The organism is Microbispora sp. H10949, assembly GCF_014161435.1.
GTDB lineage: Bacteria > Actinomycetota > Actinomycetes > Streptosporangiales > Streptosporangiaceae > Microbispora > Microbispora triticiradicis.
In genome coordinates this window covers 267,272-288,297 of record NZ_JABBWZ010000004.1, presented here as the reverse complement: position 1 = coordinate 288,297, position 21,026 = coordinate 267,272, and the positions used below count along the sequence as shown (strand labels likewise).

Here is a 21,026-nt window from a genome sequence, read left to right as displayed (position 1 = left end):
CGACGAGAACGGCGGCCTGGAGGACATCACCCGCTCCGACTCCTCCCATGCCTGAGCCGCGGGCGGCGTCATCTCCAACGCCGCCGGCCTCAACCGTTTCTACTTCCGGTCCGGGTTGTGAGGACCGGGGTCTCTCCGTCCTCGCGCAAACCGGCCATCACATTGGGCAGGTCGCGCAGAGTCTGTTCCCGGGTGCTGCGAACCAGGAAGAAGGTCTCGTCGCGATGCAGAGGAGGAAAGAAGCCGGAGTAGCAGAGTTCTGCCTTCGCGAAACCGTACGCGGCCATGAGGTCGCGTCTCTGAGCACTGTTCGAGAGCACGATCCCCGTGTCCCAGTCGCTCCCGAACAGCTCCATCGTGAGGATCTTCGCCATGGGGAGGAGGATTCCCGGTATTCCGTTTCCCCGCCAGTCCGGGTGGACCCAATGTCCACCGTAGTGCGCCACCGCGCCGGAGATGACCGGCGTATCCGAAGGCAGAAGAAGATTCAGTGGCCCTCCCATCTCCGAGGGGAGCGGGTCGAACCACAGCCGCATGGAGCTCATGTGCTGCGCGAAGTCGTCCGTATGGATCATTCGGGCGGCGATGCACGCGACGGTCCGTGCGTCGCGGTCCCTGACGTCCAGCCAGTAACTGTTCCCTGGGGAAACGGGACTGTGTTCCGGGTCATAAGTAGGATTTATGCCGTCGGTCGCGGGCGCTGTTCGCATATGAAGGACCCAGTTCGAGACGTCCTCGTCGTGTCTCAGAGTCAGCCCTCGCCGGCTGAACCAGGCTTCACACTCGCGAAGGAGATCGTCCAGTACCGTGGCGGCGACTATCCGTCCACGCCCTGTCTCCGGGATCTCGTGGAGCAAAATCCGTACCTCCGAACCGGTGGTGTCGCATGGTGCGGCGGGTCGCTCTTAACCGAGTGACCGCGGTCTGTCGGTAGGGGCCGGGCTCCTGGGCTGAACCCACTGTGGCCGGTCATCGGATCGCCCTGCGAGATCCGGGCGGGGCCGGCCGTCGTGGGAGATCACCAGCATCTGTTCGGGATGGGTGTGGGTATGGGCGAACGCCACAAGCGACTGCAGCGCGCCTCTACCGGGGGCGTCCGCTCCGGCTGCGGTGGCCAGCGGGATGTCCGCCAGGTAGCGGTGGAAGAGATCCCGCTCGCCCACGTTCTGCAGGGCGTAGTTCCGCCATCCGGGAACGGGGTCGCCTCGCCTGGCCTGCAGTCCCACGACCGCGTACCCGAGCGGGGCGAAGACGCGGTGCAGTCCCGCGACGGTGGCGCCGGTGCCGAACCCGCACACCAGGTGGCGGATGCCGGGCCAGTCCGCGCGGAGCTGCCGCAGAAGACGCCATGCCCACCGCTCCACGTATCCCACCAGGGCCGGGTTGGTGAACTGCCTGGGCCAGTACCAGCCCGCCCGTTCGTACTCCAGGCACACCTCGTGTGCTTCGCCGATGCTCGTGATCGTGTGCACCCGGCCGCGGAAGCCGCGCCGGGTGAGGTGATCGCGGCCGGACGCGTCGGCGACGGCGACGGTCGGCAGTCGTCGTCTTCTCCCGAGCAGGTCCAGGGCGAGCGCGGTCGAGGAGCCGGAGATCTCGACGAATCCCCGGGCGGCCCGGGGAACCGCGTTCAGGCACAGCTCGTACGTCAGGTGTTTGAGGCTGCCGGATTCGTACATCCCGCCCCACAGCACGGCGGGGCCGTTCTCCTCGGGCCGGGTGAGGGGGAAACGAGTGGGCGTGGCGTTCATGTGGGGGAGACGCAGCCGGCGACCGAGCCTCGGACATAGCGGTGGTCGAACAGGTCGACGTACAGGTATTCGGGGTGGGACACCATCTGATCGCGTCCCAGCAGGATGCCGCGCATCATCTCGCCGACCATCATCCCGGCCGCGGTGGTGGCTCCGAGAATGCAGGTGGGAGCGTGTCCGCGTCCGGCGAAGCAGGCGTCCCAGTACTCCTGGACGACGTAACTGCCGAGCCCGGGAACGATCTTGGGGAGGTCGACGCGTCCGTCCGGGAGAATGAACAGGTCTTCGTAGAGGGGCGCTTCGGGCTGGAAGACGTGCAGGGCGGCGCCGAATCCCAGCATCAGGCCGGTCATGACGACGATGCCCCGCTTGCGGCATTCCTGATGCAACCATTCCTTGGCCCGGGCGCCGGCGATGTCGATGGTCTCCACCACGTAGTCCACCGGCTTGCCGTCGAATCCCGACAGCAGCGAGTCGATGTTGTCCTCCGTCACGCCCTCGGCGGCCTTGCGGATGCGTAGCTCCGGGTTGATGTCCCGGCACATGTCGCCGACGACCTCGATCTTCGGCTGACCGAGGGTGCTGTCGAAGCAGCCGATCTGGCGGTTGGCGTTGTGCACCTCGTAGACGTCGAAATCCGCCAGCGTCACCCAGCCGAAGCCCAGGCGGGCCAGATCCACCGCGCACTGCCCGCCCGCGCCGCCCACCCCGGCCACGAGAACATGGGTGTCCGCGACCTTCCGCATGGACTCCTCGTCCAGGATTCCCAGATTACGTTGAAGCCGGGGATTCACGGTGAAGCCTTCCATGGGCAACCTCATTTCTGCACACGGAGCCATTCCGCTGTGGAGTGCCGCAGCGCCCTCGGCAGGCCGAGTCTGTGTTCCGAGCCGGGGGCGCGCATCTGGATCCTGCCGAGGAAACGCCTCACGGAATGCCCGACGGGCGTTTCGGTGTTCGTCTCATCGCAGATGCGCGCGGCTCACGGATATAGGAACGGATATAGGAGGGGAAGACCGCGGCCACCGTCCTACTTGGAATGACGGGCCGCCCTTCGACGTCCACGGCGACCGTCATCGGGTTCCACGCCGACATCCTAGACATACCCGATGTGGCACTGTCAAGATTATAGTGACCAGCGCGAACGTCGCCGTCCTCAGGCGAGTGGGCCGGGAGCTCACTCGCGTACCGGCCCGATGCGCCGTACGCGGGGAAGCCCGCGCCACGCGGGCGTGCGACGATCCGCGACTTCGGCTTCGCGTGGTTAAGGATACTTCCAGCGCCTTTTAAGAGCGGCCATAAGTGATCCTCAAGCATGCTCGCGCACCATGGTGCAGGACATCACGTGAACGATTCGAATTCTCGCTGGGAAATCGTCGTCCATGTTGCACGCGCTCATTCATGAAGGGCAGGAAGAAAATGAGAACCCGTCGTCTGGCCGCAGCGGCGCTGGTAGCCGGTGGGCTGGCTTTCGGCGCCGTGACCGGCTCCGCCACGGCCGCCTCCGCGCAGGCCGCTGAGACGTGGCACCTCACGGGGTACTACCAGTATCGCGACCAGTGCTTCAGGGCCGGTTTCCAAGCCATCACCAGCGGCGGCATCGTCCAGGACTTCAAGTGCGAGCTCGCCGGCTCCCGATACGCCCTCTATCTCTACTACTGAACCGCTGACGACTCCGTTCCGGGCCGGCGTTCGCATCGGCCCGGAACGGCCGCCCGGCTGCCCGAGGCCTGACACAGGCTTCGTCCGGACCGGACACGCGTCATCGACAAGGAGAGAGACTCCGTGGACGACAAGATCTTTCAGGCCGGTTCCACCGCGGAAGCGCAATCCATCATGGAGGAGTATCTCGAACGGATCTCCCGGCACGAGGTGGTGCTGAGCGTACGAGCCTCGGCTCTGGACCTGCTGTCCGTCCGCACGGGCGAACGCGTGCTCGATGCCGGGTGCGGGCTCGGAGAGGTGGCACGGGACCTCGCCCGGTCGGTCGGGCCGGCCGGATCGGTCATGGCCGTGGACCTCAACCCGGCGATGCTGGCGGCGGCGCGGAGAAGGCACGTCGGCGTCCCGGAAGCGGGAACGGTCACCTACCGGATCGGGGACGTCGCCTCCCTCGACCACTCGGGCGCATTCGACGTGGTGTGGTGCGAGCGCGTCCTGCAGCATGTGGCCGACCCCGGCTCCGCCGTCCACGCCCTGGCCCGGATGCTCGGCCCCGGCGGGCGTCTGTGCGTCATCGATGTGGACTGGAGCGGGCTGGTCGTCGACGGAGTGGACCAGACCCTGACCGCGCGGGTTCTGCACGCCTTCCGGGGCAAGGTGTCCCACCCGACCGTCGGCCGTACCCTGCGACGCAGGCTTCTCCGGGCGGGACTCGTCGATCCCGTCCTGCGGGCGGTCCAGGCGGTGTCCACGCGTCTGGACGACGCGGCATCCGTGGTCCCCGTTCTCGACCGGCGGGAATCAGGCCTCGTCCCGGACGTCGACAGGTCCCTGTGGTTCCGGTCACTGGACCTGGCCGACGCGCGGGGAGAGCTCACGATCGCCCTCCCGATCTACGTGGCCGTGGCCAGGAGACCGAGGTAGCCGGCGGCCGCTCGCCGCGCCGAGCGGCAGAGCCTGAAAGACCGGTTGTGAATCTCTCGACGGGCAGCGGTGCGTGGCGGCGGCCGCTTAAGACAGACGCGGGACGGTGTCCTTAAGCGGCCCATCAGTAATCGAGAAGGCCGCTCGTGTTCTCTGTGCAGGCGGGCCTCGGCGGTCGCCGAAGACGTCCCGACGAACATCGGATATGAGGGTTGCGGCGTGAGCGAGAACGGTGCGGGCATGACGGAGCGCGCGGGCGCGGACATCCACCTGCTGGAGGACGTCGCCAGGGCCGCCTTGCACCGCAACGCGCCCGGTGCGGAGGACGAGTGGGAGATCCGCCACCGCACGCCGTGGACGTATGTGACCCCGAAGGGCGCGGAGACACCGGCACAGGGCTGGAAGCTCCACGTGTCGGCGACACAGTTGTCGGCTCCCGTCGTGCTGGCGCGGGTGGTCGAGGTGCTGGCCCGCCACCGTTGCCCGTTCAAGTTCGCGGCCACCTTCGCCGATCTGGCCGGTCTCACGTCCAGGGGTGCCAGGCGAGGATCGGTCGGCAAGTTCGTCACCGTCTACCCGCCCGGAGACGAGGCGGCGACGGTGATCGCCGAGGACCTGCACACGGCCACCTACGGCCTGCCCGGCCCGTCCATCCTGTCCGACCGGGCGTACCGGCCGGGCAGCCTGGTCCACTACCGCTTCGGGGTCTTCTCGGCCCAGAACGTGCTCGACAACGACGGCACCTACAGTTCTACGCTGACCGCTCCCGACGGCACCCGTATGGTCGACCAGCGCAACGCGTGGTACTCCCCGCCGGAATGGGCCACCTGCCCGTTCGAGTCGGGCCAGGCCCCGGTGCGGTCCACCGCACCGGAGGCCGTTCTGCTGGCCGGCCGCTTCGTGGTGCGCCAGGCGATCCGCCACAACGCCAAGGGCGGAGTCTTCCTGGCGGAGGACCGGCTCTCCGGGGGCCACGTCGTCATCAAGCAGGCTCGCCCGCACATCAGCTCCACCCTGCAGGGACACGACCAGCGCGACCAGCTCCGCCACGAGGCGCACATGCTCGACCTCCTCGCGCCGCTGGGCATCACGAGCCGCAAGGTGAGCCTGTTCGAGCAGGGGGACAACCTGTTCCTGGCGCAGGAGCATCTCGAGGGCGCCATGTTGACGACCTGGGCCGCCGAGGAGAGATCCGCGGACCCCGGCCGCCGGCAGGGCCTGGCGGTGACCGTGGTGCACGAGCTGGTCCGCCTGGTCGACGCCGTACACGAGCGGGGCTTCGTGTTGCGGGACCTGACCCCGAACAACGTCATCGTCGGCCCGGACGGCGACTGCCGGCTGGTCGATCTGGAGATGGCCGCCACTCCCGGCACCCCGGTGTCGAGGGCGTACACGCCCGGGTACGCGCCGCCCGAGCAGGCACGCGGGCCCAGGTACGGTCCCGCGCCGGGGATCGAGGTGGACCTGTACGCCCTGGGAGCGACCGTTTTCTATCTGACCACGGCCTGCCGGCCGATGCTCGGCGACGACGAGCCGCCCGGGAGCCGGTCGTGGGACTCCCGCGTGCGGGCGCTGTGGGACGTGGCGAGTGCGGGCAACGCCCTGGCCCAGGCGCTGGCACCGATGATCCTGGGCCTGATGCGGGAGGACCCGGCCGGGCGCTGGGATCTGCGGCGGGTCGAGAAGTTCCTCGCCAAGCTGGACACGGAGCCCCGGCCGTTCACGGCGCACGTCACCGGTTACCGCCTCGGCGTCGCGGAACAGGACCGCCTGCTCCACGACGGAGTCACGTACACGCTCCGGCGGATGAACCGGGAGGCCGCCGCCGATCCGGCCGGCAGGGGGCATCTGTGGCCCGTCATGGAGTTCGGGGCGACTTCGGACCCCTGTGCCGTCCAGTACGGCGCCGCCGGGGTCCTCACGCTGCTGGCGTCGGTGGCGGAGAACGGGGGCGGGGAAAGCGCCGGGCTCCCGTCCTGGCACGCCGATGTCACCGCCACCCTGAGGGACGCGGCGGAATGGACCGTCCGGCGTCTGGGGAGCGAGGCCAGGCCCTCGCCAGGGCTGTACTTCGGCCGGGCCGGCATCGCCTGGGGCCTCCACGAGGCCGGTCGCGTGCTCGGCGACGACGGGCTACGCTCGGCGGGCGTCGACATGGCGCTGGGCCTGCCGGTCGCCTGGCCGAATCCGGACGTCTGCCACGGCCTCGCCGGAACCGGGCTGGCCCTGTTGCACTTCTGGCACGCCAGTGGCGACGACCGGTTCCGCGACATGGCCGGCCGGTGCGCCGACACCCTGCTCGCGGCCGCCGAGCGTACGCCCGGCACCGTGTTGTGGAAGATCCCCGAGGACTTCGCCTCGGCGCTGGCCGGTGCGGTCCACTACGGCTTCGCCCATGGCGTGGCCGGGATCGGAACCTTCCTGCTCGCCGCCGCCACCGTCCTCGACCGCGACGACTGCATGGAGACGGCCCTGCTCGGCGGGCGGACGCTGCTGGCCGCGGCCCACCACACGGGCGACGCCGCCTGGTGGACGGAGTCTCCCGGCAACACCATCAGGCAACCGTACTGGTGCAGCGGGTCGTCAGGAGTGGGCACCTTCCTGGTCCGGCTCCACTCCGCCACCGGCGAGGCCCGGTTCCTGGAGGCCGCCAGGGCGGCAGCGATCGCCGTCCACGCCTCCCGCCTGTCCTCCGGAACCGTCGCCTGCCATGGCCTGGCGGGGGAGGGCCAGTTCCTGCTCGACATGGCCGACCTGCTCGGCGAACCCGCCTATCGCGCCCAGGCCGAGGAGCTCGCCGCATGCCTGTGGGCGCGCGCGGTGACGCGAGACGGGCTGCTGGTGGTGCCGGACGAAAGCGGCGACAAGGTGAGCTTCGGCTGGAACACCGGCCTGGCGGGCGTCCTCGATTTCCTGCGACGGCTGTGCCACGGCGGCGCCCGTCCCTGGATGGCCGACGTCCCGGCCCGTCTCACCGTGCCGGCCCGAGGCGGGGAGGCGCGATGAACGCGCCGACGACGAGCGCGGTGATCGACGGGGCGCTGGGACCGTCGCATCCCCCGCAGGTGTGGCGGACCAACTTCCGCTTCTCCGGAAGCGGACGGTACGCCGTGTGCCTCACCGCCCGGGACCGCGGCGGCCTGGCTCCCGAGCTGTGGGATCTCACCGGTGCGCGTCCTCGGTCCCGTGTCCTGAGCCTTCGGGACGGCATCAGCCCGTGGAGCGCCGCGGTGCCGACCGGCGACGGGAACATCCTGGTGAACAGCGTCGAAGCCGGAGGGACCCGCCGGGTCCTCCTCGCCGTCCCGGCCGCGACCGGCTCCGTCACCTCGGTCCGGGAGCTGCTCACCGTCCACGACGGGGACCTCGCGCTGGTGGCCGGCCGGACCTCCGGAACCGCCGCCCTGGCCCTGCTGAGGATCCCGGGGCACGGCACGACCGTGTGGCGGCTCCCCGGTTCGCCCGAACGCCCCGAACAGGTCGCCGACGTGCCGAGCTTCCTGTCCGGAGGCGTTTGGCTCGACGAGAGCGGGGACCTCCTCGCCCTGGCGAGCTCGCAGGGCCGGGCTACGCGAACCGCCGTGCTGGATCCGTCCCGTGGCACCGTCTCCCCCCTTCCCGGCCTGCGCCAGGGCGAGCATCTGCTGCTCGCCGCTCCACGCGGCGGAGTCCTGCTGACGGCCCTCGAAAGCGGAGGCGTCCACCGGCTGGGAATCCGGCGGCGGGACGACGACGGGCCGACCGTCTTCCCCGAGGACCTGAACGCCGTCGAGGGCATGGTCAGGCCGCTCGCCCTCGACCCGGCCGGAAGGCGTCTCGCACTGTCGGTCACCCGCGGCGTCCGCTCCGTCGTCCTGCTGTACGACCTGGAGGAGGGCGGCCTCCGGGAGATCGGCCCGGCGGGCGGCAGCCTGTTGCCGGCCGCCTGCTGGAACGAGGACGGGCTGCACGTGGTCCACTCCGCTCCCGACCGTCCGCCACGGGTGGTGACGGTGTCCGATTCCCGTGCAGCGCATCTCGTGGCGGACGGCGAACGGACCCCTTGGGCGCCCGCGGTGGTACGCCGCTTCGACGGACCAGCCGGCCCTCTCGAAGCCGTCGTCTACGGTGATCCCGTCCGCGCCGCGCGTGTGGTGCTTGCCCTCCACGGAGGGCCCGAGGCCGCGTGGCAGCTCACCTACGACCCCCTGTTCCAGCGCCTGGCCGCGGACGGCGTCGCCGTGGTCGCGCCCAACCAGCGCGGCAGCACCGGATACGGAGCCGCCCACCGCGACGCCATCCGCGGCGCCTGGGGCGGGCCCGACCTCGCCGACGTCCTCCATGTGGGGCGGACCCTGGCGGCCGAGCGCGCGCCCGGCGGCTCCCGGCCGATCCTGTACGGCCCGAGCTACGGCGCCTACCTCGCGCTGCTGGCGGCCGCCGCCGAACCGGACCTGTGGTCCCGCGCCGCCGTCGTCGCGCCGTTCCTGTCCGGACGGGAACTGTACGCCGACGGGCCGGCGATGGTGCGCAACCTGCTCGACCGCCTCGGCGGCTGTGAGGAGATCACCGGCGACGCGCTCGGTCCCCGTGACCTGCTCCGGCTGGCCGACCGCCTCCGGCTGCCGCTCCTGGTCATCCACGGCGAGCGGGATCCGGTCATCCCCGTCGGCCACTCTCGACGACTCCGCGACCGGATGGCCAGGGCACCTCACCACGGTGCCCGGCTGACGTACCTGGAGGTGCCGGGTGCGGGGCACGACCCGTTGACCGGACCGGATCGTCACCTCGTCCTCGAACGTCTCGTCGCCTTCCTCCACGCCGCGCCACTCTCCGCCTCGTCGAATGGTTAGGCCGGCTCGCGGCGGAGGGACGACGGGGGACCGGCGTCCTCGCCGCATGCCGCTTCCGGCGGCACCACGAACCCGCCGGCGGCACCGCCAACCCGGTGCCGCCGGTGGAACCAGAAAGAGCCCATGTCGAAGTGGGCTGTCCGAGAAAAGGAGAACACCGATGGAACTCGACATCACCGCGCTGGACATGCTGCCCGCTCCCCAGGAGTCCGCGCTCCAGCGGTGCAACGTCACCTTCAGCACCTGCAACGACGAGTACGGCACCTGCGGCACCACCCTCTGACCCCTGGCTCCTGACCTTCGGTCAGGGCCCCTTACCCGGCGATGCCGGCCCTGCCGGGCCGGCATCGCCCCCGCCGGGCCAGTACCGGAAGAAGGAGGATGTCAGATGCCCGTGCCGGAACAAGCCGAAGAGCAGGTGAAGCAGAGACACGGCGACCGCCTCATCGCCTCGCTGGTCCGCGGGACGTGGGCGCCGCTGGCGGTGGCCGGGGTGTCCGCGGCGGCGTCGATCGGCATCTCTCTCGCTCTGCCCGCGGCGCTGGCCGCCGCCGTGAACTCTGTCCTCGCCGGCCAGGCCTCGCCGATCGCGTGCGCCTCCCTCGCAGCCCTCCTCGTGGCCGAGGCGTTCGTCGAGATCACCACGCACGTCGCCGGCATCACCTCCGTCACGTCCGCGACCAGCCTCCTTCGCCTGCGCGTGATCGACCGCCTTCTCCAGTCGGACGTCGGCGGCGCGGCGGCTCTTCCGGCCGGGGAGCTCACCAATCGCCTCGTCGGCAACACGTCGACCGTCGGCTACGTCCCCGTGACGGTGGTGAGCGCCGCCGCGGGTGCCGTCACCTCTCTCGGCGGGGCCGTCGCGCTCTTCGCCATCGACTGGAGGGTGGGGCTCGCCTTCCTGGCCGGCGTCCCGGTCGCGGTCGTGGTGACGCGCGTGCTCGTCGCCCGGATCTCCAGCCTGTACGGCGCCTATCAGAGAGCCCAGGGCCGGCTGGCCGCACGCCTCACCGAGACCCTGGCCGGAATCCGCACCGTACGGGCCGCGGGCACCGCCTCCCGTGAGATCACCCGCGTGCTCGAACCGCTGCCCGAACTCAGCGCCGCCGGGCGCGCCCTCTGGAAGGCGCAGGCGCACAGCGTGTGGCACCTCACGCTGCTACTGCCGCTCATGGAACTCCTCGTGCTGGCCGTGGCGGGTCTCGGCATCGCACAGGGCCGGCTGCAACCGGGCGTGCTCCTGGAGACGGCCGGCTACACCGCCCTGGCCCTGGCTTTCGTCAAGCAGATCGATCCGCTGCTGAGCCTGGCCTACGGCCGCTCCGCGGCGGTTCGCGTGCACGACGTGCTCGCCCTTCCCGCCCTGCCCTCCGGTGGCGCGCCCCTGGCCGAAGGCCCCGGAGCGCTCTCGTTCCGCGGCGTGACCGTGATGCGCGGGCAGACTCCCGTCCTCGACGACATCGACCTGGAGATTCCCGCAGGGGCGCTGACCGCCGTCGTCGGCCACTCGGGCGCGGGCAAGACCACCCTCGCTTCGCTGGCCGGACGGTTGACGGACCCTGATCGCGGACAGGTGCTCCTCGACGGCACACCCCTCGGCGACGTCGATCCCGGCCTGCTGAGGAGCGCGGTCGCCTACGCGTTCGAACGCCCGGTGCTCCTCGGCGGCGACATCGCCTCGGCCATCGCCTACGGCGCTTCCGTCAGCACCCCCGAGGCTGTCAGCGCGGCGGCGAGGGCGGCGGGCGTGGACGACGTCGTCCGTCGGCTTCCCCTGGGGTACGCCACCCCGGCGGCGGACGCACCGCTGTCCGGTGGTGAGGTGCAGCGGCTCGGACTGGCCCGCGCCTTCTTCAGGCGGGCCCGTCTGACCATCCTGGACGACGCGACCTCCAGCCTGGACACGGCGACCGAGGCTCAGGTGACCAACGCGCTGGTCGACGCCATGCGAGGGCGGACCCGTCTCGTCATCGCCCATCGCCCGGCCACGGCCGCCCGGGCCGACCTGGTCATATGGCTCGACGGCGGCCGGGTGCGGGGTCGCGGCGCCCATCGGGAGCTGTGGCGCGACCCGGCGTACCGCGCCCTCTTCGCCTCCGGCGACGATCCGGGGGCCATCGATCCAGGCGACGACACGGCCGCCGCCGCGGAGGGAACCGGCCACGCGGCGGCGGACGAGGAGGAAGCATGCACGTCCGTGCAGTGACCGAGGCCGGACAGGGATCCGGCACCACGCCGTCTCCGCCGATCCCGGACCGCGGGCACGCCCCCGGCCCCTGGCGCCTCCTGGCGGATCTGCTGCGTCCCCGGCGGCGTCCGCTCGCGCTGGCCATGACGTGGTCCCTCGTCGAGGCGGCGCCGGCACTGCTGTCGGGCCTGCTCGTCGCCGCGGCGGTCGATCAGGGTTTCCTGGCCGGCCGGCCCGGCGCCGGGATGGCCTGGCTGGGCCTCATGGGCGCCACGATGCTCGTCAAAGCTGTCGCGACCCGGCTGATGTTCCCCCATCTCGCCGCGGTGGTCGAGCCCGTGCGCGACGACCTGGTCCGCGCCGTGGTGAAGGCGACCGTGGTCCGCGCCGCCGACGGCGGCGAGACACCGGACGCCGCCGCGGTCAACCGGCTCACCAGGCAGATCGAGACGCTCCGCAGTCTGCTGTCCGCGATGCTGCGCAACAGCCGTGAACTCGGGATCTCGGTGATCGCCGCGCTGGTGGGACTCCTGGTTCTGTCGCCGGTGGCCGCCGCCCTCGTCGCGGGGCCTCTTGTCGCGGCGCTGGCCGTTTTCGCCAGGCTGCTGCGGGTGCTCGTAGCCCGCCAGCGTGAGCTCGTCCTCTCGGAGGAGACGCTGACGGCGCAGACCGCGCACATCGTGGCGGGACTACGTGACATCGCCGCCTGCGGGGCACAGGACCCGGCGAAAGCCGCACTGCGGACCCTCGTCGACGCCCAGGCGAGAGCGAGCCGCGCGCTCGCGTGGGCGGGCACGAGCAGGCGGCTGGTCGTCATGCTCGGGGCCCACGTCCCGCTGATCGGTCTGCTCCTCGCCGCCCCGCTCCTCATCCGGCACGGTCACCTGACCGCCGGCGAGGTGGTGGGAGCGGCGACGTACCTGTTCACCGGCCTCGAACCGGCCCTGCGCGCGATTCTCGACAGCGTCGGATCCTGGGGAGTCACCCTAACGGTGACCGCGCGGAGGATCGCCGGGACCATCACACTCCCCGCCCTGCCCGCTCCATCGCAGGATTCGGCGCGCGACGGCGTTCCTACCGGCCACGAACTGCGGGCGGAGCACCTGACCTTTTCCTACTCGCCGCAGGCGACCCCCGTCGTACGGGATCTGGACCTGACGATCGGCGAAGGCGAGCATCTCGCGGTGGTCGGCCCCAGCGGCGTCGGCAAGTCCACGCTGGCCATGCTGATGACCGGGTTGCGGCGGCCCACCGGCGGCCGGATGCGGCTCGGCGGAGCGCCGCTCGTCTCGGTCCCGGAAGCGCGGCTGCGGAGCTCTGTCGCGCTGGTGCCGCAGGAGGCGTACGTCTTCGCCGGGACGGTGCGCGAGAACCTGGCGTACCTGTGCCCGGAGACGACCGGCGACGAGTGGTTGCGCACGGCCGTGGATGCCGTCGGCGCAGGAGCGCTCGTCGAACGGCTGGGCGGGATCGACGGCACGATCGAGGAGCCGTCGGCGCTCTCCGCGGGAGAGCGGCAGCTCATCGCCCTGGCCCGCGTCCACGCCTCGCCCGCCGGCGTCGTGATCCTGGACGAGGCCACGTGCCACCTCGATCCGGCGGCCGAACTGCGTGCGGAGACGGCCCTGGCGGCCCGGCCGGGCACCCTGATCGTGATCGCCCACCGCATCAGCTCGGCCATCAGAGCCCGCCGGGTCCTCCTGATGGACGGAACCTCGGCGCTTACCGGCACCCATGCGGAGCTGATCGACCGGTCGCCCCTGTACGCCGACCTGGTCGGCCACTGGCACAACGACGGGATGCGCGACGGCGTCGTCAGCGCCGTTTCGAGCCGAGATCGTCGGGAGTGGAGGCGAGCAGGGAAAGGAAGTGGTCGACAGGTCCCATGAGGGAGATCCGCCCGGCGTAGGGCAACAGCCTTTCGTGGGTCGCCCGGCAGGCGGGCAGGTCACCGACGGCCGCCTGAGCCGCGCCCTGCAGACACGTGGTGGGCAGCCACGACCAGTCCAGCGGTGGGGCCGGCCACCCTTCCGCGGCGAGCTGCAGAGCCTCGTCCAGGCGGCCCTGGGCGCACCGTTCCAGCACCCGGGCGTCGTGGTCCGCGCTGGGGTGGATGCCGCCGACCAGATCGATCAGCGGTCCTGCGTCGGCCATCGTGCCGCGTTGATAGCACAGCATGAGACGACCGCTGTTCACGAGCGCGCTCACGTACCACATGCCGATTCGCTGGGCCTGTCGTTCGGCGTCGTCGTAGAGGGCGTCGGCGTCGTCGAACCGGCCGTCGAGGGCGAGCCGGGCAGCCCGCCACAGGGTGTGCTGGAAACGCGGCCACGGTAACTGCAGATGGTCGAGCAGGACGTCGCAGCGGGCGGCGGCCCGGTCCGCGCCGGCCAGGTCGGCCTTCTCCAGCTTGTAATGGGTGTCCATCATGTGGGCCAGCAACTCGAACTCCGGAGTTCCGGCTCGCGCCGCGAGGACGTGCATCTCCTCGGCGATCTCGCCGACCTCGGAGAGGTGCGTCACCTGCGGCAGGGACAGCCAGCGTGCGTTGAGCGCCCGCATGAGCAGGTGCGGATCGCCGATCCGGCGCGCCATGGCGACGGCTTCGGCGGACAGGGACGGGCAGCGGGGATCGCCGGTCCCGTCGTGCAGTTCCTGGGCCAGGCCGCCCAGCAGCAGCGCCCGCTCCGGCGTGTCGTCTTCGGGCAGCGCGCGCAGCGTGGCTTCGAACTGCTCCACCAGGCGGACCTCCACCGGTTCGTACGGGTTGCGTAGCATCCACACGGCCGGGGCGTCCAGCGCGGTGAGGGCTCGGGCGGCCAGCCCCGGGTCCGCTCCGGCGCGGTCGGCGACACGTACGGCCTGCACGCGGACCTGACGCGCGCCTATGGCGTCTCCGGCGTCCAGCAGGGCGCGTACCTGGTGCAGCATGAGCTCCACATGCTCGGCGGGGTCCCCGTCGCAGGCGCCGTGAGCGGTGACGGCCCGGCCCCACCAGGCGGCGGCCTCCTCATAGGCGCGGTACAGACTCGCCTGCTCGGCCGCCGCGCGGGCCCAGCGCACCGTCTCCCGGTGCGCCACCGGACCGGCCTCGACCGCGTGGTGGGCGATGACCGTCACGTCGGTGCTGGGCTTGGCGGACAGGACGGTCATCACCTCCCGGTGGATCAGCGCCTTACGCAGCGGCGGGATGCCGCCGATCAAAGTCTCTCTCACCAGGTCGTGGACGAACGTCATGAACCCGTCGCCGCTGGTGATCAGCCCGGCCTGGGCGGCTTGGTCCAGCATGCTGTAGATCTGCCCCGATCTCCATTCCGATGCCTCGCACACCCACATATCGGCGACCAGGCCAGGATCGAAGGTGCGGCCGATGACCGCGGCAGTATTGAGTATCTTGGTCGCCTGCGGTCCGAGCGCGGCCAGTCGCTGGCGGAGCAGATCGGCCGCCGCGTCGGGCACGACCTCCAGGCCCTGGCCCTGCGCCAGCAGCCGCACGCTTTCGCGTACCAGGAACGGGTTGCCGCCGGTCCGCTCGGCCAGCCGCTCCGCCGTGGAGTCGTCGACCGTGACGCCCATCTGTGCGGCGAGGGCCCCGATCTCCGTGCCGTTGAGGCCGGTCAGCCGGATGCGAACCAGATTGTAACGGCCAAGCCGGTGCAACTGCTCATCCAGGCATGGATTCAGGGCGTCGCCCGGGAGGACGGCACCGAGGTGCGCCGAATCGCGGAACGCGGCGACCAGGATCAGTGCGGAATTCCCCGGCGGGGTCTCCGACAACACGGCGATATCCCTGAGCAGATCGAGCGTGGCGGAGTCGGCCCATTGCAGGTCGTCCAGGACGATCACGAGGGGCCGCAGCCGCGCGGTCTCGACGAGCCAATGCGCGATGAGCTGGTTCCGGCGGCGCAACGCCGGCTCAGGGAGGCCGCTGGGCCACTCGTCGTCCAGCAGCCCGCCCAACGCCTGGCGCTCCGGCGGCGGCACGGTCTCGGCCAGCGCGCGCAGGACCTGCAGCCACGGCCACAGCGGCGGCACTCCCTCCCCCTCATGGCAGCGGCCCCACAGCACCAGATGGCCGAGATCCTCGCAGTCGTCCCGGAACGCTTGTAACAGCCGGGTCTTGCCGATACCGGGCTCGCCGCTGACCGCGGCGACCACCATGCCGTTCCGGTCCGCCAGGGCGGTGAGCCCCTTCAACTCCGCGAGCTGCTGCTCCCGGCCGATAAGAGGTTCCCGGAACGCGCCCCGGGGAGGGACGGCCTCCGCGTGCCGGGCCTCTCCGCCACGGGCTCCTTCGCGTACGGCATCGGTCGTCGCTCCGCCGCCAGGCGGTGCCGGCGTCTCCCCGTGGCGCCAATCCCGGCCGTGCACCGGAGGGACCTCGGAGGGGGCGGAGGGCAGAGGATGGTGCAGCACAGAGACGGGCTCGGGCGGTGGCACGAGCGACTGAGCCTGCTGGAGGATGTCCCTCTCCAGCGCCTGCAGCTCTGGACCGGGATCGAGGCCGAGCTGATCGGCGACGAGCTTCCGCGCCCTGCGCAGCGCGGCCAGCGCGTCGGCCTGTCTCCCGGCCCGGTAGAGAGCCAGGGCCAGGAACCACCACAGGCGCTCTCGCAGGGGGTGTTCCTCTGTCTCGGACTCCAGCTCGTGGATCGCCGCCTGGGGACGGCCGAGATCCAGCAGTGCCTGGGCGCGGCGCTCGATCGCGGTCAGGCGCAGCTCGCGCAGGCGGGTCGACTCGGGGATCGCCCACAGCTCGCCGGCGAACTCCCCGTACGGAGAGCCGCGCCAGAGCCTCAGCGCCTCCTCCAGGCGGGGCAGAGCCTCCGCGGGCGGACGTTGTTCCGTGTCCTTCACCAGATCGCTGAACCGCAGCGCGTCGACGTCCGTCGTGGTGAGCAGGTAGCCGGGCCGCCGTGCGATCAAGAGCTGCGGGGGAGTGCGAGGCGCGCGTTTCGGCTCGATCGCCCGGCGCAGGTTCGACACGTAGACGTGGATCGAGCCCAGCGCGGTCACCGGCGGCCTGCCGTGGTACAGATCCTCGATCAACGTATCCGTGGACACCACTGTGCCCGCCGCGGCCACCAATCGGGCGAGTAGCGCCCGCTGCCGCGGACCCCCGATGCCGATGACTCCCTCTGCGCCGTGTACCTCGAACGACCCCAGAACCCGGAATTCGACGTCGCTCACGTGACCGATCGCTCCTTGGGTGCCTCCGCAACGTTCCTTACCGAGCCTCCTGCACCGCTCCACACCGGCTGCCTCCTCCGAAGAGAGAGTCACGAGATCGCTCCATCTTGACCCGCGTTTCGCGCCGGCTCGTCCCTCGCAAGAGTGATCCCCTGTCCGTCGGAAGCGGGACGCCCTGCCGCCGGGCGGGCTCTGTCGTGAGAGAACGCGCACGACGGGGGAGACGACGGCCTGCCCATTCGCCGGTAATGCCATGCTCCGAACACGCCGCTCTTAAATCTCTCTTGTCCGCCCCTTACGCCCGGTGCCCGGCCGCGGGCGGGGGACATTTAAGCCCGCGACAAGCCGCTGCAGGGATTCTGCTGCCGAATCGCTCGGTTCGTGACGCGAGCGGAACCGTTCGTACGAGGAGATCTCGCGGGGCACGTGAACGAGCGACGGCACTACTCACAGGAATCTCGCGAGCTGTAACGGGATGCCGCCGGGGACGGCCTCTCATGGGGGACGGATTCAGGACCGCGACTCAGAACACCGGCGAAGGTGCGCGCAGGAACGAGCGCGCGCACGGCAAACACGAGGAGGCTCTCGTTGGGCGCGAAGATGGACGAGTACGAAGCAGAGCTGAAGGACAGCCGTCAGCGATTCATCAATGATCCGGCCATTTCCCCGCTGTTCTCCCCCGAGTGCGAGGACCGGCTCTTCGCCCGGTGGATGCTGCGGTACAACGCGCACGGCATCCACATGACCCACGACGTCGAACGCTGGATCTCGAGCGCGGGCGAACGGTGTGGCGAGCTGGGGATGGATCAACTCGAAAAGGCCCTCAAGGCGCATTCCCGGGCGGAGGCGGGCCACGACCGGATGATGGTCGCCGACACGCACGCCATCGCGAACTGGTGGCGTGAGCGCTACGGAGAGCCTGTCGACGCCGACGGCCTCCTCGCCCGGCCGCCGCTGGCGACCGCCGGTTTCTACGCCAGGTTCCACGAGCAGGTCATCGCCGGCCCCACGCCGTTCGCCCAGCTCGCCATCGAATACGAGATCGAACGACTCTCGGTCACCATCGGCCCCGTCCTGCTGGCCACCTGCGAGCGCGTCTTCCACCCGGATGCCTCGTGCTACAGCTTCCTGGCGGAACACGTCGAACTCGACGCCGGCCACACCGCCTTCAACCAGCGGCAGCTCGGCGGCGTTCTCGCCGCTTCTCCCGGCGCGCTGAGCACGATGATCGAAACGGGTAAGGCGGCGCTGGCGTCTTACGCCGCTTTCATGGCCGAGTGCCTTGATCTGGCCAGGGGCGATCTGGAAAGCGAGCGGGTAAGCCCGTGAACTCGCCTCGGCATCCCGGCACCGAGCTGCGTTATCCGATTCCCAACGATCGCGGTCCCGGGACGGCGGACGAGCAGATCGAGGCTCGCTGCTTCGAGGTGTGGATTCGCAGGCACCCGGCCGGGGGCCGCCCCGCCGAATGGCTCCAGGACATCCGCCGGTTCCGCGCCGAGGTCTTCTACGACCAGGGCCGCCGGCCGGGCTTCCGCGCCGCACAGGGCGAGTACGCGGATTCGCAGGACCTCGACCTGGGCGCCTTCCATCTCACCGCACATCTGGACACCACTGACGAGATCGTCGCCTGTGTCCGCCTGGCGCCACCCGGCCTGGCCGCCGGGTTCCAGGCGCGACGCCATCTCGGCGGACAGGCGTACGCGGAGTTGCTCGCCGAGCTGGGCGCCGCGAACGCGCCGGTCTTCGAGGCCGGCCGGCTCGTCGTCGCCTCCGGGATGCAGGGCCGGGGACTGGGGGGACGGATGGTCGCCGCCATGGTGGCCACCGCCCGCGCCCTCGGCGCCTCGCTCGTCGTCTGCACCTCCGGCACCGGTCATCGGCAGGATGTGCTGTTCGGCCGCCTGGGCTTCCACCCCTGCCCGGGCACCGACAGATACTCCACGCATTACCAGGACACCGTGCGTGTGCTCGCGCATCGCGTGTCCGAGGGGGCGTACGAATTCGAAGCCGTCACGTCGAAGCTGCGGCGAGGTCTCGACGACCTGCCACGCGCCGAGGTGGCCAGAATTCCGCTGTGAGATCAGTGGACGCCATAGGTCGCACACACACGAGAAGTCACAAGATGACCGCGATACCCGTCTTCACTTCCGAATTCTTCCAGGACCCCTATCCGACCTACAGGTTTCTGCGGGAGAACCATCCCGTGTGCCGGACGACCATTCCCTTCACCGACGTCGACGTGTGGCTGGTGAGCCGATACGACGACGTCAAGGAGGGGCTGGCGGACGCGCGGCTCAGCAGTGACTACGCGAACGCGTCGCCTGCTTTCCACGCGGCCTCGCTGGCGTTCGGATCGGGCACGGTCGGCTCACGCACCATGCTCAATCTGGATCCGCCCGACCACACGAGATTACGGAGGCTGGCCGCCTCGACCTTCACCGATCGGCGGATCGCCCAATGGCAGACGGCGATGGGGGCGGCGGCGGAAACCCTCCTCGGCTCCCTGCCCGGGAAGGAGCCCGTGGACGTCTTGGAAAGGATCGCCGCGCCGCTCTCAGTGGAGGTGATCTGCACCGTCCTGGGCGCTCCACCCGGTGACAGCGCGCAGTTACGGGAATGGGGGGACCTGATATTCACCGCCGACCCGAACCTGCGTCACCTGGCGTTCGAAGCGGTGGAGTCGTTGGTCGCGTACACGAGCGATCTCATCGCCGAGAAGAAGAGGCATCTGGGCACGGACCTGATGTCGGACCTGATAAGGGCGAGCCGCACTCCCGGCATGCTCAGCGAAGACGAGCTTCTCGCCACGATGGTCGGACTCATCGTGGCGGGGTACGAGTCGACCATCGCTCTGGTCGGAGACCTCTTCCTGGCTCTGCTCGACCATCCGGAACAGCATGCACTGCTTCGCAAGGACATATCGCTCGCCGACGCGGCGATCGAAGAGGTGCTTCGCTATGACGGCCCTCAGGCGTCGTCCTTCTGGCGCTTCCCCACCACGGACATGGAGATGGCGGGAGTCCGGATCGCGGCGCACGAGACGGTCCTGCTTCTCGTCGGATCCGCACATCGTGATCCCGCCCGCTATCCCGACCCCGACGACTTCGACATCCTCCGGAAAGACAAGCGCCATCTGGCCTTCGGGCATGGGATCCATCGCTGCCTGGGCGCACAGCTGGCCCGCCGGAACGCCAGGACGCTCCTCACGATGACGCTGGAACGATTCCCTCACATGTCACTGGCCGTACCTCGTGCCGACATCGTGTACAAACCGAACCTGATCGTGCGTGGTCCGGCGTTCCTTCCGCTGGCTTTCGACCAGTGACCGGGCCGTACCGCCCGTTCCCCTCCATCCGCCGGGCGGCGGCGGAGACGGCATGCCGAGGGAAAACCGAACCGACACAGGAGAGCGCGTCATGCCGAAACTGCGGCCTGCCGGATTTCGCAACCCCTACCCCGCCTACAGCCTTGATCTGCCCGAGCGGCTGGCCGGCGTCACCATGCGGCAACTCGCCGTTCAGCATCGCGCCGGCGACGAGGCGGCCGGCGTGCTGGCGGGCGTCGTCGGCAGCCTTCACGGTGCGCACGCTCCCGTGACGTACGAGCATGCCGCCCACGTCGACCGGCTCGGCTACACCAACGACGTCATCCTGGCGTACTGGCTGGACGGCGATGCCGAGAAGTCCTGGTCCGAAGAGCATCCGCTCGGTTCGTGGGCCGCGCCGGAACTGACCGTGAAGGGTGGGCCGATCGGCCTGTGGACGGAGGTCCTTCGGGCACCTGCCGGCCACTTCGAGACGTCGTACTCGTACGATTCCCCGACGTGGGGCCTGGCGTCGCAGTTTCCCGCGGTGCCGAACGCCTGCCATTCCTACCCGGGCTCCATGCGCGACCGCATCCCGGCCGCCGAAGACGCGGGGCTCGCCGGCGAGGTGGACTCCGTCGTGCAGGCGGCGCCCGCGGACTCGGCCGGTCGTCACCTGGTCGTGACCACCCCGGGCAATCTGTGTTTCATCCGGAGTCCGCAGGGCTGGAACACTGCCCGGACGACGAACGCGCCTGGTTCGAGGAGCGGGTTCTGCCCGTCTACCAGGACGGTGTCGGATATCTGGCCGCCAACCCGGAGGAGACCGGGTGCCTGTCCGCCCGGCTCGCCGACCTGATCGTCTCCAACGACGACCGGGTGCAGACGGCCACGCTCGCATGGTTCCTGAGCCTGTCGCACCTTGAGCGCTGGGCACACAGCCATGCCACGCACCTCGCGATCTTCAAGAGCGCCGGCGAACTGATCGCCCGCTTCGCCCCCGACATTCACGTGACGCTCGGCCACGAGGTCTACGTGGCGCCCGAGGGCGGCCGCATGGAGTACCTCAACTGCCACGACCAGACCGGCTTCCTGCCCTACTTCCCCGCGCAACACCGATAGGCCGCCGCGAGTCCCGGTAAAGGGTTGCGGCGGCCGTCACGGGCATCACC

The 21,026-nt window shown here is 70.3% G+C and carries 14 protein-coding genes and 1 pseudogene; 11 read left to right on the top strand and 4 right to left on the bottom strand.

What is annotated here, in order from left to right:
- Positions 1-89: 89 nt before the first annotated feature.
- The 3 genes from HHX40_RS11670 to HHX40_RS11660 all read right to left on the bottom strand — a co-directional run bounded on the left by HHX40_RS11670 (position 90) and on the right by HHX40_RS11660 (position 2,560).
- Positions 90-575 (bottom strand): hypothetical protein, encoded by a 486-nt coding sequence (locus HHX40_RS11670; RefSeq protein ID WP_182880581.1) that lies wholly within the window; start codon positions 573-575, stop codon positions 90-92.
- Between the two features lie 330 nt (positions 576-905).
- Entirely contained in the window at positions 906-1,751 is an 846-nt protein-coding gene (locus HHX40_RS11665; RefSeq protein WP_182880580.1) for a pyridoxal-phosphate dependent enzyme, read from the bottom strand.
- Positions 1,748-2,560, bottom strand: a complete 813-nt coding sequence (locus HHX40_RS11660; RefSeq protein ID WP_182880579.1) for a ThiF family adenylyltransferase — start codon at positions 2,558-2,560, stop codon at positions 1,748-1,750. Before HHX40_RS11660 ends, HHX40_RS11665 begins: the two co-directional genes overlap by 4 nt.
- Before the next feature lie 610 nt (positions 2,561-3,170).
- Here HHX40_RS11660 and HHX40_RS11655 point away from each other — a divergent pair.
- From HHX40_RS11655 to HHX40_RS11630, 7 genes are all read left to right on the top strand, one after another.
- Positions 3,171-3,413, top strand: a complete 243-nt coding sequence (locus HHX40_RS11655; protein WP_182875266.1) for a hypothetical protein — start codon at positions 3,171-3,173, stop codon at positions 3,411-3,413.
- Positions 3,414-3,536: 123 nt separating this feature from the next.
- Complete coding sequence (locus HHX40_RS11650) at positions 3,537-4,337, top strand: methyltransferase domain-containing protein (RefSeq protein WP_182880578.1); 801 nt, start codon at positions 3,537-3,539, stop codon at positions 4,335-4,337.
- Positions 4,338-4,556: 219 nt separating this feature from the next.
- Positions 4,557-7,343 (top strand): class IV lanthionine synthetase LanL, encoded by a 2,787-nt coding sequence (lanL, locus tag HHX40_RS11645; protein ID WP_182880577.1) that lies wholly within the window; start codon positions 4,557-4,559, stop codon positions 7,341-7,343.
- Entirely contained in the window at positions 7,340-9,169 is a 1,830-nt protein-coding gene (locus HHX40_RS11640; protein ID WP_182880576.1) for an alpha/beta hydrolase family protein, read from the top strand. The genes lanL and HHX40_RS11640 overlap by 4 nt, the downstream gene beginning before the upstream one ends.
- Positions 9,170-9,329: 160 nt before the next feature.
- The gene (locus HHX40_RS35665) at positions 9,330-9,452 is read left to right on the top strand and encodes an ALQxL family class IV lanthipeptide (RefSeq protein ID WP_208759005.1); all 123 of its coding nucleotides are present in this window, start codon (positions 9,330-9,332) and stop codon (positions 9,450-9,452) included.
- 105 nt (positions 9,453-9,557) lie between these two features.
- Positions 9,558-11,375, top strand: a complete 1,818-nt coding sequence (locus tag HHX40_RS11635; protein ID WP_182880575.1) for an ABC transporter ATP-binding protein — start codon at positions 9,558-9,560, stop codon at positions 11,373-11,375.
- Positions 11,357-13,246 (top strand): ABC transporter ATP-binding protein, encoded by a 1,890-nt coding sequence (locus HHX40_RS11630; protein ID WP_182880574.1) that lies wholly within the window; start codon positions 11,357-11,359, stop codon positions 13,244-13,246. The genes HHX40_RS11635 and HHX40_RS11630 overlap by 19 nt, the downstream gene beginning before the upstream one ends.
- Here HHX40_RS11630 and HHX40_RS11625 read toward each other — a convergent pair.
- A complete protein-coding gene (locus tag HHX40_RS11625; RefSeq protein WP_182880573.1) occupies positions 13,173-16,547 on the bottom strand; it encodes a BTAD domain-containing putative transcriptional regulator in 3,375 nt (1,124 codons plus the stop codon). The genes HHX40_RS11630 and HHX40_RS11625 overlap by 74 nt on opposite strands.
- Before the next feature lie 588 nt (positions 16,548-17,135).
- Between HHX40_RS11625 and HHX40_RS11620 the strand changes: the two genes are divergently transcribed.
- The 4 genes and pseudogenes from HHX40_RS11620 to HHX40_RS36545 all read left to right on the top strand — a co-directional run bounded on the left by HHX40_RS11620 (position 17,136) and on the right by HHX40_RS36545 (position 20,976).
- Entirely contained in the window at positions 17,136-17,876 is a 741-nt protein-coding gene (locus HHX40_RS11620; RefSeq protein ID WP_182880572.1) for a hypothetical protein, read from the top strand.
- Positions 17,873-18,628: a GNAT family N-acetyltransferase gene (locus HHX40_RS11615; protein WP_182880571.1), complete on the top strand. Its 756-nt coding sequence runs from the start codon at positions 17,873-17,875 to the stop codon at positions 18,626-18,628. Before HHX40_RS11620 ends, HHX40_RS11615 begins: the two co-directional genes overlap by 4 nt.
- 125 nt (positions 18,629-18,753) lie before the next feature.
- Positions 18,754-19,875: a cytochrome P450 family protein gene (locus HHX40_RS11610; protein WP_182880570.1), complete on the top strand. Its 1,122-nt coding sequence runs from the start codon at positions 18,754-18,756 to the stop codon at positions 19,873-19,875.
- Between the two features lie 52 nt (positions 19,876-19,927).
- Positions 19,928-20,976: pseudogene (locus tag HHX40_RS36545) on the top strand (phenylacetaldoxime dehydratase family protein).
- The last annotated feature ends 50 nt before the right edge of the window (positions 20,977-21,026 follow it).